Below are 14,395 nucleotides of genomic sequence, written 5' to 3' on the forward strand. Positions count from 1 at the left end.
CTCACATTCAGCAGGAGCCCGCGGCACCCGCTTCGATTCCTTGGCGGAAGAGTTCCTTCTCGCTCTCGGACATAGCCTGGTACGAAGGGTCGTTCTCGACGATCTTCAGGAAGTCGGCGCCCGCCGTCTGGGTCGACGTGTCGCCGCTCTGAACACGCTGCTGAACGTAGACGGACACCGCCGAACACCCGCCGAGAAACGCGGGGTCGGTGCTCGTCGCCGCGGTGGTTCGAGCCGAGTCGGTGGCGCTCGGCGGCGACGAAACTGTCGCCTTGTCGTCGTTCGAAGCGTCCGAACCACACGATGTGAGAAGAATCGCAGCCGAGACCATCAGCGTCGTCAACAGTCGCTTCATGCCCGGAATCGTCTCACGCGGGGCCCGGTTCGACCGGAAAACTCGCCTCGAGCACCGAAGTCCTACACCCTGTCGTTGTCAGATTCGACAGAACTGGGACACTGGAAGCCGTGACTGTGTCTTCCGGTGATCCCGACGTGCATGCAACGAACTCCGCTCGGCTCTTCGAACGTGCCGGCAACGTGATTCCGGGTGGCGTCAACTCGCCCGTCCGCGCGTTCGGTTCGGTCGGCGGAACACCGCGATTCATTCGCGAAGCATCCGGCTACACCCTCACCGACGTCGACGGAAACAACTACGTCGACCTGGTGTCGTCCTGGGGTCCGATGATTCTCGGGCACGCTCACCCGGCAGTCGTCGAAGCCGTTCGCGAAGCCGCGCTCGGAGGTCTCTCCTTCGGTGCGCCGACCGAAGGCGAAGTCGCTCTCGCCGAGGAAATCGTCGCCCGCGTCGCGCCCGTGGAAAAGGTTCGCCTGGTCAACTCCGGAACCGAAGCCACGATGAGCGCAGTCCGCCTCGCCCGCGGATTCACCGGGCGGACCAAGATCGTCAAGTTCTCCGGTTGCTACCACGGCCACGTCGACGCCCTTCTCGCCGACGCCGGATCCGGCCTCGCGACGTTCGGGCTGCCGACCTCTCCCGGCGTGACCGGCGCTCAAGCAGAAGACACCATCGTCGTGCGCTACAACGATCTCGACGCGGTGGCCGCGGCCTTCGCGGCCAATCCCGGCGCCATCGCGTGCGTCATCACCGAAGCTGCCGCCGGAAACATGGGCGCCGTCGCACCGCTTCCCGGTTTCAACGAAGGTCTGCGTCGTCTCACCCGTGAGCACGGCGCACTCCTGATCATGGACGAGGTGATGACCGGATTCCGCGTCAGTGCCTCGGGTTGGTACGGCATCGACAACGTCGCAGGCGACCTCTACACCTTCGGCAAGGTCATGAGCGGCGGCCTGCCTGCCGCAGCATTCGGCGGCCGCGCCGACATCATGGGCCACCTCGCACCGGACGGTCCCGTCTACCAGGCAGGCACCCTCTCGGGTAACCCCGTAGCCGTCGCCGCCGGACTCGCGAGCCTGCGCGCCGCCGACGCCGAGGTGTACGCCAAGCTCGGCCGGAACGCGACCGCCCTCGGCGACCTCATGACCCAAGCACTCACCGCCGAAGGCGTCGAACACCGAGTGCAGTACGCAGGCACCTTGGTGAGCGTGTTCTTCACCGAGAACACGGTGACCAACTACGACGAAGCCAAAGCCGCGCAGACCTGGCGATTCCCCGCCTTCTTCCACGCACTGCTCTCCCGCGGCGTGTACCCGCCGCCGAGCGCGTTCGAAGCGTGGTTCGTCTCCGCAGCCCTCGACGATCGAGCCTTCTCGATCATCGCCGACGCCATGCCTCACGCAGCCAAGGCCGCAGCTGCTGCCGTCAAGCCCTGACCAGTTCCCATTCCAGAACACCCGCACGCTTCCGACATCCATCATCTTCAGCGAGGACCCTCGACTGTGACCGACGCCGATCACCCCGACCACACGTCCACCCGCACCATCGTCCACGTCCTGCGCCACGGCGAAGTACACAACCCGCGCGGGATCCTCTACGGACGGCTCCCGGGCTTCCGGTTGTCGGTGGCGGGCGAAGCTCAGGCTCGTGCGGTCGCGTCGGTGCTCGCCGATCACGACATCACCCACGTGGTCGCGTCGCCGCTGCAGCGGGCGCAAGAGACCGCGACTCCGATCGCCGAGGCACACAAGCTCGACATCGTCACGGACGAAAACCTGATCGAGGCAGGCAACGAGTTCGAGGGTCTCAAGGTTGCCGTCGGGGACGGTGCGCTCTCGCGTCCGCGTCACTGGTGGAAACTGCGTGACCCGTTCACCCCGTCCTGGGGCGAGCCCTACCTGCAGATCGCGCATCGCATGCTCGCAGCCGTCAATGCCGCACGCGTCGCGGCAGTCGGACACGAAGCCGTCGTCGTCAGCCATCAGCTTCCGGTCTGGACTCTGCGTCGATTCCTGCAGGGTGAGCGTCTGTGGCACGATCCCCGTCACCGTCAGTGTGGACTGGCGTCGTTGACGTCACTGGTCTACGAAGGCGACACCCTGGTCGACATCGTCTACTCCGAACCTGCCGGCGCCTCCGACCCGAGAGTGACAGGAGCATGATTTCGCGCCGCATCGCCGCAGCATTCGCAGCCGCTGCGTCGGCGATGCTTCTTCTCTCGTCCTGCGCGACCGGCGACGACGCCGTCGCACAGGGCGGAACTTTCGACTTCGTCTCACCGGGCGGACAAACCAAGATCTTCTACGATCCGCCGTCCGACCGAGGCACCATCGGCAAGCTCTCCGGGCCCGATCTGATGAACGAAGGTCAGAAGGTCGGTGTCGAGGACTTCGAGGGCAAGGTCGTCGTTCTCAACGTCTGGGGTCAGTGGTGCGGACCGTGCCGCGCCGAAGCCGACGACCTGGAACAGGTCTACGAGCAGACCAAGGATTCGGGCGTGCAGTTCCTCGGCATCAACGTCCGCGACGACACCAAGAACAAAGCGCAGGACTTCGTGGTCGACAACAAGGTCTCGTACCCGTCGATCTACGACCCGTCGATGCGTTCGCTGATCGCCCTCGGTGACGGCTACCCCACGTCGGTCATTCCGACGACGATCGTCCTGGACCGCCAGCATCGCGTCGCCGCGGTGTTCCTCCAAGAACTTCTCGCCGAGGATTTACTGCCCGTCGTCCAGCGAGTAGCTCAGGAAGACGCGCAGTAAAGATGACAACCACGACCACTACGCTGCTGGCCGGCAGCGACACATTGAGTGCCGGTGTGGGCGAAGCGTTTCAGAACGCGGCGTCGTCCGGTCCGCTTCTGCTCGCCCTCGGCGCCTGTGTGCTCGCCGGTCTGGTGTCGTTCGCTTCACCGTGCGTCGTGCCGCTCGTTCCCGGCTACCTGTCCTACCTGGCCGGCGTCGTCGGTGCCGACGCTCCCGCGATCACCGCCGAAGAGGCGAAGACGCGGACGATCACCCGGAGCAGTCGACTGAGGGTGGCCGGTGCGGCCGGACTGTTCGTCGCGGGCTTCACCGTTGTGTTCGTCCTCGCGACCGCGTCGGTATTCGGCGTGATCTCCACGCTGCTCGTCAACCGCGAGGTCCTGATGCGAGTGGGCGGTGTCGTCACCATCGCAATGGGTCTCGTCTTCATCGGGCTGATTCCGGCGCTGCAGAAGGACGTTCGTTTCGAACCGCGTCGCGTGTCGTCACTGGTGGGTGCGCCGCTGCTCGGGGGAGTGTTCGCTCTGGGCTGGACGCCGTGCCTCGGTCCGACATTGGCAGGCGTGATGTCCGTAGCGGCGGGAACCGACGGGATGACCGCCGCGCGTGGTGTCACGTTGATCGTCGCGTACTGCATCGGACTCGGCCTGCCGTTCATCATCTTGGCGCTGGGATCGGCGCGCGCGCTGACCGGCGTCGGCTGGTTGCGTCGTAATGCACGCACCATTCAAATTTTCGGCGGAATCATGTTGGTGGCAGTGGGAATCGCCCTCGTCACCGGCGCGTGGGACCAGTTCGTCGGCTGGGTTCGCGACGCATTTATCTCGGAGGTGACGCTGCCGATATGACAGCTGACGACAATAACGACCACCCGAAACCCGTGCTGCCGAAGCAGTCGGTGATCGGTCGAGTCGTTGCACTCGGGCGCAACACCTGGCGCGGGCTCACCTCGATGCGGACCGCGCTGGTACTGCTGTTCCTCCTCGCGCTCGCTGCGATCCCCGGCGCCCTGCTGCCACAGCGAACCCTCAACGAGGGCAAGGTCACCGACTACATCGCCGCGCGTCCGACGCTCGGTCCGTGGATGGACCGCCTCGAATTGTTCGACGTGTTCAGCAGTTTCTGGTTCACCGCGATCTACGCATTGCTCTTCATCTCGCTGGTCGGCTGCATCCTGCCGCGTTGCGTGGAGCACGCGAAGGCGCTGCGCACCCGTCCGGTGAATGCGCCGCGCAATCTTGCTCGCCTGCCGCACCACACCACGAGCGTCGTGGACGGCGAGACTCCCGACGAACTTGCTGCCCGGGTGTCGAAAGAACTGCGCGGGTGGCGCGTCGAAACGCGTCGCGGCGATTCGAAATCACGACGCGAAGGCGAGATCACCATCTCGGCGGAGAAGGGATACCTCCGCGAGTTCGGCAACCTCGTGTTCCACCTCTCGCTGGTCGGATTGTTGATCGCGATCGCCGCGGGCAAGTTGTTCGGCTACGAGGGCAATCGCATCGTCATCGCCAACGACGGCCCCGGGTTCTGCACGACCTCGCCGGCAGTGTTCGACTCCTTCGTCGCCGGTCTGAGCCTCGACGGCACCGGCATGACCCCGCTGTGTGTACGTGTGAAGAATTTCCAGGCCGACTACCTCGAGACCGGTCAGGCCGAGATGTTCACCTCGGACATCTCGTACCAGGCAGGCGACGACCTCGAGTCCGATACCTGGCGGGACACGACCATCCAGGTGAACCACCCGCTGCGGATCGCCGGCGATCGTGTGTACCTGCAGGGACACGGATACGCGCCGACGTTCACCGTCACGTTCCCGAACGGTGAGACCCGCACCGAGACGCTCCAGTGGCGTCCGGACGACGCCACGACGTTCCTGAGCAGTGGCGCGATGCGCTTCGACCCGCCGGGCGGCATGTATCCCGATGCGGACGAGCGTCGGAAGAATCAGATTGCCATCGAAGGATTGTTCGCGCCCACCGCGCTGTTCCACGGCAACCTGCTGTCGTCGAGTTACCCGGCGATGAACGATCCGGCAGTCGCCATCGACATCTACAAGGGGGACACCGGACTCGATACCGGTAACCCGCAATCGCTGTTCGAACTCAACACCGAACTGATCAATCAGGGCCGACTGGTCAAGCAGGATCGAGTCAATCTGTTTCCGGGGGAGAGCGCGACGCTTGCCGACGGAACCCAGGTGCGATTCGATGGTGCCGTCGACTTCGTGAACCTGCAGGTCTCCCACGATCCCGCTCAGGTGTGGGTGTTGGTTTCGGCGTTGACCATGATGGCGGGCCTACTCGTCTCGCTCGTGATCAAGCGTCGCCGCGTCTGGGCACGTATCTATCCAGATGACGAACGACGTACTGTAGTAGAACTTGGTGGGCTTGCCCGCACCGACCACGCAGGCTGGGGCGACGAGTTCGACCGCCTCGCCGACCGCTTGCTGAAAAGCAATCCGACCACCGCGGTGAACCAACCGCACGCGCAGGAGAACGCCCGATGACAACGAACGAGACACTCGCGCAGTACAGCGACTGGGCCTTCAAGTCCGCCTTCACCGTGCTCGTGCTGGCGTTTGTGCTGCTCATCGTGCAGTACGCGTCGGCCAGAGCAAAGGCGGTTCAGGACAAGGAACTGGTCTCCGCCGGCGGTGTCGACGCATCCGTGCCTGGCAGGGTCGCGGAGACTCCGAGCAAGTCGCTCTCGGAACGATTCGGCGGAATGGGCCGAGCTGTCCTGGTCGTCGGAACGGTGCTGATCATCGCGTCGATCGTGCTCCGCGGATTTGCGACGGAACGATTCCCGCTCGGCAACATGTACGAATTCGTGGCGATGGCGTGTGCGGCGTCGTTGCTGGTCGGGCACGTCCTGTTGATCAAGCCGGCGTACCGTCCGATGTGGGTCTTCTTGCTGGTGCCGGTTCTGATCTTGATGTTCCTCGCCGGCACGGTCCTCTACGCCGACGCGGCTCCCGTGGTGCCGGCGCTACGCTCGTACTGGCTTCCGATTCACGTGACGATCGTCAGCGTCGGCTCCGGAATCTTCATGATCGGCGGTATCGCGAGCCTTCTGTTCCTGCTGCGACTGAAGTTCCCGCCCGGTGAGGAAGGCACGAGCATCGGTGGCCGGATCGCAGAGCGACTGCCGGATGCCCAGACTCTCGACCGCTTGGCGTACAAGAGCACGATCATCGCGTTTCCGCTGTTCGGCGCCGGCGTCATCCTCGGTGCCATCTGGGCGGAAGCTGCGTGGGGACGCTTCTGGGGTTGGGATCCGAAGGAGACGATGTCCTTCATCGCCTGGGTGATCTACGCGGCCTACCTGCATGCGAGGGCAACCTCCGGGTGGCGGGAGACGAAGGCCGCCTGGATCAACATCGCCGGTTTTGTTGCGATGCTGTTCAATCTCTTCATCATCAACATGGTCGTCTCCGGCTTGCACTCCTACGCGGGACTCACCTGATCCTCTCGAGGTACCGTGGGTGGCTGCCGACCGGTCTGTAGGTATTACCGGTAGGTACGTCAGGGGCGGGCAACAGTTACGATGCAGCTTGGCGAATTACTAGCTGTCTGGTAGCTGTGGGATCGACGAGGGGGAGCGGCGAGATGGCCGACAAGATTGAAGACGCCGGAGCAGGATTGTGGGAGCCGGTGCGCCCTGCCGAGCCGACGCGGCGCGAGCCGCGCGCATCCGCGCCCGAGCCGTCATCGGACTCGGTTCCCAGCGACGTTCGTAGTCTCTTCGTGGCCCCGGTCGACTCCGGGCCGCTCCAGCAAGTCGCCGGCCAGGCGCCCAGTGCACCCGCCGCTCCGCCGCCGACGACGACCCCAGCGGCTCCGGTACCAGGTCCCAAGACTCCGGTCATCCAGTATCCGGCAGCGCAGCCAGGCCCGATCAACGGCCAGTTCTCGACCTCGCCTGCGATGCCGATGCAGACCTACGAACCTACGAATCGTGGAGGGTCGCTTCCGGATTCACGAACTGGCGTTCCGCAGCCTGTTCAGAATTCGCAGCCTGTTCGGAACTCGCAGCCTGTTCAGAACCTGCATCCTGTTCAGAATTCGCAGCCCGGCCCGACGGCGCATTCATCCGCGAGACCGCTCCAGCAACCGCAGGCACCTTTTTCGCCCGGCGTCCATCCGCCCAATCCCGCGATTCGGCAGTTCGGTCATCCCGGCGCTGCGCCGGTGCAGAACGGCCACACCCTCCAGAATGGTCAGGCCGTGCCGATGGCCCCGCCGACAGTGCCACCTACTCGCGCTCCGATGCCGCAGACCGGACTCACCTCGGCTCCGGACAGTCGCTTCGAGTCCGCTCTCCCGATGACTGCGCAAGATCTCTCGGCTGCGCTCCTCGTCAAGCGGCCTGTCCGGCCTGCGCCGGTGGGCGGCTGGCGCAAGGCGCTGTACACGTTGTCCGGCCGATCGGTGAACCTCGGAAACGGTGCAAAGGAGCAGCACCTCGTCGAGTTGACGCGCCAGATCAACCAGCCGCTGCAGGGCTGCTACAAGGTTGCGGTGCTCAGTCTCAAAGGCGGCGTCGGAAAGACCACGACCACAGCGACACTGGGGTCGATGTTCGGCTCGATCCGCGGCGATCGCGTCGTCGCTGTCGATGCAAACCCCGACCGGGGAACGCTGAGCCAGAAGATCCCGCTCGAAACTCCGGCAACAGTGCGAAACCTGCTGCGCGACGAGAACAGCATCGAGAAGTACAGCGACGTCCGTGGCTACACATCGCAAAATCGACACCGGCTCGAAGTGCTTGCCTCCGACAGCGATCCAGCAGTTTCAGAGGCCTTCAGCGGTGGGGACTACACGCGCACGGTCGACATGCTCGAGAAGTTCTACAGCATAGTTCTGACCGATTGCGGCACCGGATTGATGCACTCGGCGATGCAGGCCATTCTCGAAGGTGCAGATTCGTTGATCGTCGTCAGTTCCGGTTCCGTCGACGGTGCACGTAGCGCCTCCGCAACACTTGACTGGCTCGACGCTCACGGTTACAGCAGGCTGGTCGCCACGTCCGTGGCTGTCATCAACGCGGTACGGCCTCGCTCGGGCAAGGTTGATCTGCCGCGGGTCGTCGAGCACTTCGAGCAGCGCTGTCGAGCGGTGAAACTGATTCCGTTCGATCCGCATTTGGAAGAGGGCGCCGAAATCGATCTGGACCGGCTGCGTCCAGGTACTCGGGAAGCGGTGCTGGAGTTGGCTGCGGTGGTTGCGCAGGACTTTCCGGCCTCCCCGTTCGCGTTGACGGGGCGGTAATCGGATAGCCGGGCGAGCCCGGACGCTACGTCGACGCGTCAGTCGGCGGTACGTCCGGACCTTCCGTGCGCTTGCGTCGTGTTTGCTGGTTCACATTCCACAGGAATTCGGGATCGTCATCCGGCCCGCGTACACCGCTCACCGGGGTGCGCGTCGACGGATCGGGCCCGAATGCCTTCCACATCAGAACGATCAATGTCACCAAACCCACCAACGCCAACAGATACAACACGGCGCACCTCCTCAGGGAACTGAAGTCGAGCCTACTCAGTCTCCGCCCCGCTTCACCAGAAGTGGTGCGGACAAGCGTTTCGGCTCAGTGCGCTAGTGCTGTATCTGTCGGGTACTGCAAGATCTGTCGGGTACCGCAAAGTGCTTCGAAGTGAGCTGAAGTTGCTCAGTTGTTGTCTGCTTCGGTGGTCAGCGAGCGCAGAAGCTGCATGACCTCGGTCTCACGGAATCGACGATGTCCTCCTGGCGTGCGAAGCGAGCCCAGTCGTCCTGCGTGTGCCCAGCGGGTCACGGTCTTGGGATCGACATGAAACAATGCCGCTACCTGTCCGGGCGTCATGAGTGCGTCTGCGGCGGTATTGAAGGTTGGTGCGCTCATTGTGAGGTCCTCCATGTTGATGTCGAACGTTTGACGAACAGTGATTCCGAACCGAGCAGTGATTCCGAACTTTGGTTCCGAACCGGTGTGTCGACCAGTTGCCAAAAACCTGCGTCGAGTTTGTTTCGAAGTCCTTCGCTCACATTCGACCGTTTTCTGAGTGGTAGCGCAATGTTTGCACAGATATAGCCGGGTAGTCGATCTTTCAAGAAAAAGTAATGTTTAAGTAAAGGACAAAATGGATATAGCGGGCTCGGTCCCACCCGTATTCGGAATGGGTAACCTGAGAGGGTGAGTCAGTTGTCTGAAAACCCCGAAAATGTTCCTTCTGAGCCGGTCAAGGCCAGTAAACCTTCCGCAAACTCTGGGCAAGCAAAGTCGGCTTCCGGGCCGGTGACCAAGGGTCAACTAGCCCGCGATGTGGTGCTGTACTCGGTCGCTCGGCTGCTGCTTGTCGTCGTGATCGGTGCCGTCATCATCGGTGGCGGAAAGCTCGCCGGCACGGACGTTCCCTTGATCGTCGCGGCGCTGTTCGCAGTTCTGATCGCGCTGCCGCTGTCGTTGCTGCTCTTCGCGAAACTGCGCAAGCGTGTCAATGCGGGCATTGCGGCGGTCGACGCCCAGCGTCGGTCCGATCGTGACGATCTTCGCTCCAAGCTGCGCGGAGACGGGCGGTGACCACGGGGTCGCTCGACGTCGACCGTCGGACCTCACGCCAGTGGGTCGACAACGCGGTGCGGTTGATCGAAGCCGACGCGCAACGCAGCGCGGACACTCACCTGCTGCGCTATCCGCTGCCGAGTAACTGGACCGTCCAGCTTTATCTGAAGGACGAGTCGACCCACATCACGGGGAGTCTCAAGCATCGACTCGCACGGTCGCTTTTCCTCTACGCGATCTGCAACGGCTGGGTTACCGAAGAGACCACTGTCATCGAAGCGTCGTCCGGATCGACGGCTGTCAGCGAGGCGTATTTCGCGAAGTTGCTGGGCCTGGATTTTGTCGCGGTGATGCCCGCGAGCACGAGTCCCGCCAAGATCGCGTTGATCGAGGCGCAGGGGGGACGTTGTCATTTCGTGAGCGATCCGTCGTCGATCTACTCGGAATCGCATCGGCTCGCGAGTGAGTTGAACGGTCACTACATGGACCAGTTCACCCACGCCGAGCGCGCGACGGATTGGCGCGGAAACAACAACATCGCCGAATCGATCTTCACTCAGCTCGAACACGAGGAACATCCGATTCCCGACTGGGTGGTCGTCGGAGCCGGGACGGGCGGAACCGGTGCCACGATCGGCCGCTTTCTTCGTTACCGGAAATTCGACACGGGGCTGTGCGTGGTGGACCCGGAGCACTCCGTGTTTTTCGACGCGTGGCGAGCGAGCGATCCGTCGATCGTCGGTACTCGAGGTTCCCGGATCGAGGGCATCGGCCGTCCGCGCGTCGAACCGTCTTTTGTCGGTCAGGTGGTCGACCGAATGATCAAGGTGCCGGACGCAGGCTCGATCGCGGCTGCCCGGCATGCCAGCGCAGCCCTGGGGCGCAAAGTGGGCGGCTCGACGGGGACGAACCTGTGGGGAGCTTTTGCGTTGATTGCCGAAATGATGGCGGCCGGGCGCAGCGGCAGCGTCGTCACCCTCCTGTGCGACGGCGGAGAGCGTTACTCGGGCACCTATTACAACGACGAATGGGTGGCTTCGGAAGGGATCGACCTGCTCGGCCCGACGACAGTGCTGGACGAGTTCGTCCGTTCGGGTGCGTGGACGGCCAGTTCCTGAATCGCCGGCGCCGGACCGTGTGACGGGCGGCTCATCGTCACGCGCGGCCAGGCGTCCAACCCGGACGACTGCTCGTCCGTTCTGATGCGTATCAGGCCGGGGGAGAGCGTGTTCTCGGCCAGGCGCACGAACCCGAGGCGCTCGTAGTACGGCGCGTTCCACGGAACGTCGACAAACGTCGTCAGAGTCACGAGATCGTGGTGATGGTCCGCCGCCCATTCGGTGACGGCGTCGATCAGCTGGGCTCCGAGGCCTTTGCGGGCATGATCGGGGTGAACGGAGACCTGTTCGATATGCGCGCCGCCGTCCACGATCTCGACGAGTGCGTACGCAACGGGCACGTCGTTCGCGTCGGTCTGAACCCAGATGTGCTCGGCCGCGAGAAAATCGTTCAACTCGTCGAGCGTCGGCGGTGGATCGTCTGCGATGGCGTCCATCCCGATGTCTCGGAACGGTTCGCCCGCGGCGACCTCGATCTGTTGCAGTGCGGGTAGGTCGGTGGATATGGCCGAGCGGATCACAGAAACCGTTTTACCTCGAGAAGTGCGTTTCTCCCAGCGCTACGCCTTCTGTAACGCAAACCTACGCAACCGTAGGTTGTGTATCGTTTGGTCAAGGGGCACTTCTCCAGCGAGGGCGGATCATGGGCAATCCTGAAGTTTCACTCGACAATTACGAGGCTGTGTACGAGTACTACCGCAGTCATCAGCAGAACCGATTCGTGGCGAAGCTCGCCTATGCCGCATTGGCGCTGAAGTACCGCCCGCGAGTGAGGTACGCGCCGGGTGCGGAAGCTGCGCTGAAGACTCTCCTGGAACGTAAGACGCAGTTGGTCGTGGCAGTCAATCATCTGACCGAGAGCGACCAGTTCACGCTCGCCGCGACCGCGTGGCGTACTCCGTTGCGTCGAGTGATCGGACGGACCCGGGTCCTCGCCAAAGACGAACTCTTCGTTGATCCTTCACAGCGCAAGAAGGTCGACATGATGGGCAGCATCCCGGTTTTTCGCAGCAAGAACTACGGCCTCCGTGCAGTTTCGGATGCCGGCCGAGTGATGATGGACGTCGCGGCCGAGCGGCTGGGCAACGGGGACTGTCTGGCGATTTTCCCGGAAGGGACGTGCAACACCGAAGATCCGACGCGGCTGCAGCACGTCAACAGCGGAATCGGCCACATCGTCGCGCGCGCCGAGAAGTTGGGATGCTCACCGGCGCTGGTGTCGATCGGCATCAATTACGGTCCGGTGGCCGGCGACGTCAAGGCCGCGAGTGTCTTTGTCGGAATGCCGGTGACCGAACTTCCGGACAAGCCGATGGATATCGCCCGAACTGTGCAGGCCGACTTGCAGGTGGCAGTGGACGGGGCCGTCGCCGGGTACTAGGCGCGCCTGTCAATTTTGGTTGACAAATTCCGGTTGTCAACCTAAATTGACAACATGACCGAAGCAACCTCTCTCGCTGCTGCCGCCGGTAGCCCGGATCCCACCGAGGGATTGCGTGCTGTTCGAGCGCTGCGTCGTCTACTCGAAAAACTCGAGGCCATTCAGGTCGCCAATGCGCGCCGTCACGGATGGTCCTGGCAGGCGATCGCGGAAGCTCTCGAGGTCAGCCGTCAAGCCGTCCACAAGAAATACGCGTCCGCGCAGTCGGAATCGATGCTGCGTTCACTGCGCGAGAAGGGCAGGTAATTGCCATGTTCGAAAGGTTCTCCGCACAGGCTCGAGGCGTCGTTGTCGATGCTGTCGCCGGCTCCGGTCCTGTCACTCCGATGGAACTGTTGACCGCGCTGCTCACCTCTGATCGGGGCATCGCCACCGAGGTGCTCACCGAGTCTGGTGTCACGCTCGACGTGATCCGCCACGCCGGCGCCGGCTCGAACGAAGGTAGCTCGAACAATTTCGACGACGACGCCGAGATACTCAAGTCGATCGGCATCGATCTCGATGCGGTTCGGGAGAGTCTCGAGCAGTCCTTCGGCGAAGGTGTGCTGGACGAGACTCCTGTGCCGGACGGCGTCGATACTTCTCGCAAGAGCCGATTCGGGTTCCCTCGTTCACGATTCGAGAAGGACTCCAAGAAGGTGTTGGAACTCTCGCTCCGTGAAGCGCTCGCGCACAAGGACAATCGCATCGGCGCCGAACACATCCTGCTCGGCATCCTGCGTGTCGCCGACGGGCCTACCCGTCAGGCCCTCGAAACGCAGGTCACGATGTCGGCGATCCGTGAGCGGTTGGAAGCGAAGATGAATCGCGCGGCCTAGATTCGGCACGGTTCCGCATGCACGGGAGGGATGTGCCAGCATTCAGACATGACATTTCTGGCACGTCTCATCATCAACGGCATAGCCATCTGGCTGGCGTCGGCGTGGGTCACCGGCATCACGATCGCCAACCACGACAACGGCACCTGGGGCACGGTTCTCGTGATCGCGGTGATCGCTTTGATCTTCACGGTGGTCAACGCGTTCATCAAGCCGGTAGTGCAGCTTCTCTCGCTACCGCTGCTCATCCTGACTCTCGGATTGTTCACGCTCGTGATCAACGCCCTCATGCTGATGCTGACGGCGTGGATCTCGTCCGGAACGTCCTACGGCTTGACGGTCGACGGCTTCTGGACGGCAGTCTGGGGCGCGCTGATCATCTCGATCGTGAACTTCCTGCTCAGCGCGTTCGTCCCGGACAACCGTTGAGTCCGTCGACTTTCAGGCGAGACTGAGCGCAACTGCGGTCGCGGCACCCCAGACGAGCATGGCGAGTCCGGTGTCGCGCAACGCGGGGATCAGGGCCATACCCTGCCCGCCCGAACGCAGTGGGGCGTTGGCTCGGATTGCCAGTGGCAACGCCAGCAATCCGAGCAATGCCCACGGAGTACGCAGGATCAGCAGCAGGGTCGCGACGAACGGGACGGCCAGCAGGATCACGTGCAGCGTGCGTGTCCTGGCGTCGCCGAGCCGGACTGCGAGAGTGATCTTTCCGGACTCGGTGTCGGTCGGGATGTCTCGAAGATTGTTGGCAACGAGCACCGCGCTCGAGAACGAGCCGATGGCGATCGCGCCGGCCAGCCCGGCCAGATCCACCCGCTCGGCCTGTACGAACTGAGTTCCCAGCACTGCAATCAGTCCGAAGAAGATGAACACGGCGATCTCGCCGAACCCGCTGTATCCGTAAGGCTTCTTGCCGCCGGTGTAGAACCAGGCACCGATGATGCAGAACACGCCGACCGCAACCAGCCACCAGGCTGTGGTCGCCGCCAGAACGAACCCGGCTACCGCGGCAACGGTGAAGCAGCTGATCGCCGCGGCCTTCACAGCTCCGGGACTGACCAACTTCGATCCGACCAAGCGCAGTGGCCCGACGCGGTCGTCGTCCGTTCCGCGGATTCCGTCGGAGTAGTCGTTCGCGAAATTCACCCCGACGATCAAGGCCAAGGAGACGATCAGTGCCAGGAGCGCCTTCCACCACACTGCGAGGTCCAGGGACGCCGCGGCTCCGGTGCCGACCAGCACGGGCGCAATCGCGTTCGGGAGTGTGCGCGGCCTCGCGCCTTCGATCCATTGAGCAGCTGTTGCCATACAACGATCTTTGCACTGTGCAATACGATCGAACGCGGTGGA

The 14,395-nt window shown here is 63.3% G+C and carries 18 protein-coding genes; 13 read left to right on the forward strand and 5 right to left on the reverse strand.

Annotated features, from left to right (window positions below):
* Positions 1-7: 7 nt before the first annotated feature.
* The gene (locus tag AC1Q61_RS18425) at positions 8-355 is read right to left on the reverse strand and encodes a hypothetical protein (protein WP_007735283.1); all 348 of its coding nucleotides are present in this window, start codon (positions 353-355) and stop codon (positions 8-10) included.
* A 110-nt stretch (positions 356-465) separates the two neighbouring features.
* Between AC1Q61_RS18425 and hemL the strand changes: the two genes are divergently transcribed.
* The 7 genes from hemL (at position 466) to AC1Q61_RS18460 (ending at position 8,395) form a co-directional block, all read left to right on the forward strand.
* Complete coding sequence (gene hemL / locus AC1Q61_RS18430; RefSeq protein ID WP_037129903.1) at positions 466-1,791, forward strand: glutamate-1-semialdehyde 2,1-aminomutase; 1,326 nt, start codon at positions 466-468, stop codon at positions 1,789-1,791.
* Between the two features lie 66 nt (positions 1,792-1,857).
* Positions 1,858-2,517, forward strand: a complete 660-nt coding sequence (locus AC1Q61_RS18435; protein WP_003941868.1) for a histidine phosphatase family protein — start codon at positions 1,858-1,860, stop codon at positions 2,515-2,517.
* Complete coding sequence (locus AC1Q61_RS18440; protein ID WP_007735280.1) at positions 2,514-3,119, forward strand: TlpA disulfide reductase family protein; 606 nt, start codon at positions 2,514-2,516, stop codon at positions 3,117-3,119. The genes AC1Q61_RS18435 and AC1Q61_RS18440 overlap by 4 nt, the downstream gene beginning before the upstream one ends.
* A gap of 2 nt (positions 3,120-3,121) precedes the next feature.
* Positions 3,122-3,970 (forward strand): cytochrome c biogenesis CcdA family protein, encoded by an 849-nt coding sequence (locus tag AC1Q61_RS18445; RefSeq protein ID WP_007735278.1) that lies wholly within the window; start codon positions 3,122-3,124, stop codon positions 3,968-3,970.
* Positions 3,967-5,631, forward strand: a complete 1,665-nt coding sequence (resB, locus tag AC1Q61_RS18450) for a cytochrome c biogenesis protein ResB (RefSeq protein ID WP_042453041.1) — start codon at positions 3,967-3,969, stop codon at positions 5,629-5,631. Before AC1Q61_RS18445 ends, resB begins: the two co-directional genes overlap by 4 nt.
* The gene (ccsB, locus tag AC1Q61_RS18455) at positions 5,628-6,590 is read left to right on the forward strand and encodes a c-type cytochrome biogenesis protein CcsB (RefSeq protein WP_047268895.1); all 963 of its coding nucleotides are present in this window, start codon (positions 5,628-5,630) and stop codon (positions 6,588-6,590) included. Before resB ends, ccsB begins: the two co-directional genes overlap by 4 nt.
* Positions 6,591-6,733: 143 nt before the next feature.
* On the forward strand, positions 6,734-8,395 hold the full coding sequence (locus AC1Q61_RS18460) for a MinD/ParA family ATP-binding protein (RefSeq protein ID WP_118606343.1): 1,662 nt from the start codon (positions 6,734-6,736) through the stop codon (positions 8,393-8,395).
* A gap of 25 nt (positions 8,396-8,420) precedes the next feature.
* Here the strand turns inward: AC1Q61_RS18460 and AC1Q61_RS18465 are convergent, their stop codons facing one another.
* Both AC1Q61_RS18465 and AC1Q61_RS18470 read right to left on the reverse strand, forming a co-directional pair.
* Positions 8,421-8,627, reverse strand: a complete 207-nt coding sequence (locus tag AC1Q61_RS18465; RefSeq protein ID WP_003941996.1) for a hypothetical protein — start codon at positions 8,625-8,627, stop codon at positions 8,421-8,423.
* Between the two features lie 165 nt (positions 8,628-8,792).
* Positions 8,793-9,005, reverse strand: a complete 213-nt coding sequence (locus AC1Q61_RS18470; protein ID WP_003942029.1) for a BldC family transcriptional regulator — start codon at positions 9,003-9,005, stop codon at positions 8,793-8,795.
* Positions 9,006-9,296: 291 nt separating this feature from the next.
* Here AC1Q61_RS18470 and AC1Q61_RS18475 point away from each other — a divergent pair, with 291 nt between their 5' ends.
* Positions 9,297-9,683 carry a DUF4229 domain-containing protein gene (locus tag AC1Q61_RS18475; protein WP_030535490.1) on the forward strand — a complete coding sequence of 129 codons (387 nt, stop codon included), beginning with the start codon at positions 9,297-9,299 and terminating at the stop codon, positions 9,681-9,683.
* Positions 9,680-10,783 (forward strand): L-cysteine desulfhydrase Cds1, encoded by a 1,104-nt coding sequence (gene cds1, locus AC1Q61_RS18480; protein ID WP_003941980.1) that lies wholly within the window; start codon positions 9,680-9,682, stop codon positions 10,781-10,783. Before AC1Q61_RS18475 ends, cds1 begins: the two co-directional genes overlap by 4 nt.
* Here cds1 and AC1Q61_RS18485 read toward each other — a convergent pair.
* Positions 10,681-11,304 carry a GNAT family N-acetyltransferase gene (locus tag AC1Q61_RS18485; protein WP_007728507.1) on the reverse strand — a complete coding sequence of 208 codons (624 nt, stop codon included), beginning with the start codon at positions 11,302-11,304 and terminating at the stop codon, positions 10,681-10,683. The genes cds1 and AC1Q61_RS18485 overlap by 103 nt on opposite strands.
* A gap of 122 nt (positions 11,305-11,426) precedes the next feature.
* On the opposite strand from AC1Q61_RS18485, the gene AC1Q61_RS18490 reads away from it, so the two are divergent.
* From AC1Q61_RS18490 to AC1Q61_RS18505, 4 genes are read left to right on the forward strand one after another with little or no spacing between them, the layout of a single operon-like run.
* Entirely contained in the window at positions 11,427-12,164 is a 738-nt protein-coding gene (locus tag AC1Q61_RS18490) for a lysophospholipid acyltransferase family protein (protein ID WP_007728504.1), read from the forward strand.
* Positions 12,165-12,218: 54 nt separating this feature from the next.
* The gene (locus AC1Q61_RS18495) at positions 12,219-12,470 is read left to right on the forward strand and encodes a helix-turn-helix domain-containing protein (protein ID WP_003941869.1); all 252 of its coding nucleotides are present in this window, start codon (positions 12,219-12,221) and stop codon (positions 12,468-12,470) included.
* Positions 12,471-12,475: 5 nt separating this feature from the next.
* A complete protein-coding gene (locus tag AC1Q61_RS18500) occupies positions 12,476-13,042 on the forward strand; it encodes a Clp protease N-terminal domain-containing protein (protein ID WP_042925657.1) in 567 nt (188 codons plus the stop codon).
* 48 nt (positions 13,043-13,090) lie between these two features.
* Positions 13,091-13,471, forward strand: coding sequence for a phage holin family protein (locus AC1Q61_RS18505; RefSeq protein ID WP_003941998.1), 381 nt, complete (start codon positions 13,091-13,093; stop codon positions 13,469-13,471).
* Between the two features lie 12 nt (positions 13,472-13,483).
* Here AC1Q61_RS18505 and AC1Q61_RS18510 read toward each other — a convergent pair whose 3' ends face one another.
* A complete protein-coding gene (locus AC1Q61_RS18510) occupies positions 13,484-14,353 on the reverse strand; it encodes a 1,4-dihydroxy-2-naphthoate polyprenyltransferase (protein ID WP_007728497.1) in 870 nt (289 codons plus the stop codon).
* Positions 14,354-14,395: the final 42 nt, after the last annotated feature.

It is taken from the genome of Rhodococcus sp. MPR-R1B, assembly GCF_058793255.1.

Coding starts and splice junctions, on each gene's coding strand:
- AC1Q61_RS18425 (WP_007735283.1), bottom strand. CDS start 355: ATGAAGCGACTGTTGACGACGCTGATGGTCTCGGCTGCGATTCTTCTC.
- AC1Q61_RS18440 (WP_007735280.1), top strand. CDS start 2,514: ATGATTTCGCGCCGCATCGCCGCAGCATTCGCAGCCGCTGCGTCGGCG.
- AC1Q61_RS18445 (WP_007735278.1), top strand. CDS start 3,122: ATGACAACCACGACCACTACGCTGCTGGCCGGCAGCGACACATTGAGT.
- resB (WP_042453041.1), top strand. CDS start 3,967: ATGACAGCTGACGACAATAACGACCACCCGAAACCCGTGCTGCCGAAG.
- ccsB (WP_047268895.1), top strand. CDS start 5,628: ATGACAACGAACGAGACACTCGCGCAGTACAGCGACTGGGCCTTCAAG.
- AC1Q61_RS18460 (WP_118606343.1), top strand. CDS start 6,734: ATGGCCGACAAGATTGAAGACGCCGGAGCAGGATTGTGGGAGCCGGTG.
- AC1Q61_RS18470 (WP_003942029.1), bottom strand. CDS start 9,005: ATGAGCGCACCAACCTTCAATACCGCCGCAGACGCACTCATGACGCCC.
- AC1Q61_RS18490 (WP_007728504.1), top strand. CDS start 11,427: ATGGGCAATCCTGAAGTTTCACTCGACAATTACGAGGCTGTGTACGAG.
- AC1Q61_RS18495 (WP_003941869.1), top strand. CDS start 12,219: ATGACCGAAGCAACCTCTCTCGCTGCTGCCGCCGGTAGCCCGGATCCC.
- AC1Q61_RS18500 (WP_042925657.1), top strand. CDS start 12,476: ATGTTCGAAAGGTTCTCCGCACAGGCTCGAGGCGTCGTTGTCGATGCT.
- AC1Q61_RS18505 (WP_003941998.1), top strand. CDS start 13,091: ATGACATTTCTGGCACGTCTCATCATCAACGGCATAGCCATCTGGCTG.
- AC1Q61_RS18510 (WP_007728497.1), bottom strand. CDS start 14,353: ATGGCAACAGCTGCTCAATGGATCGAAGGCGCGAGGCCGCGCACACTC.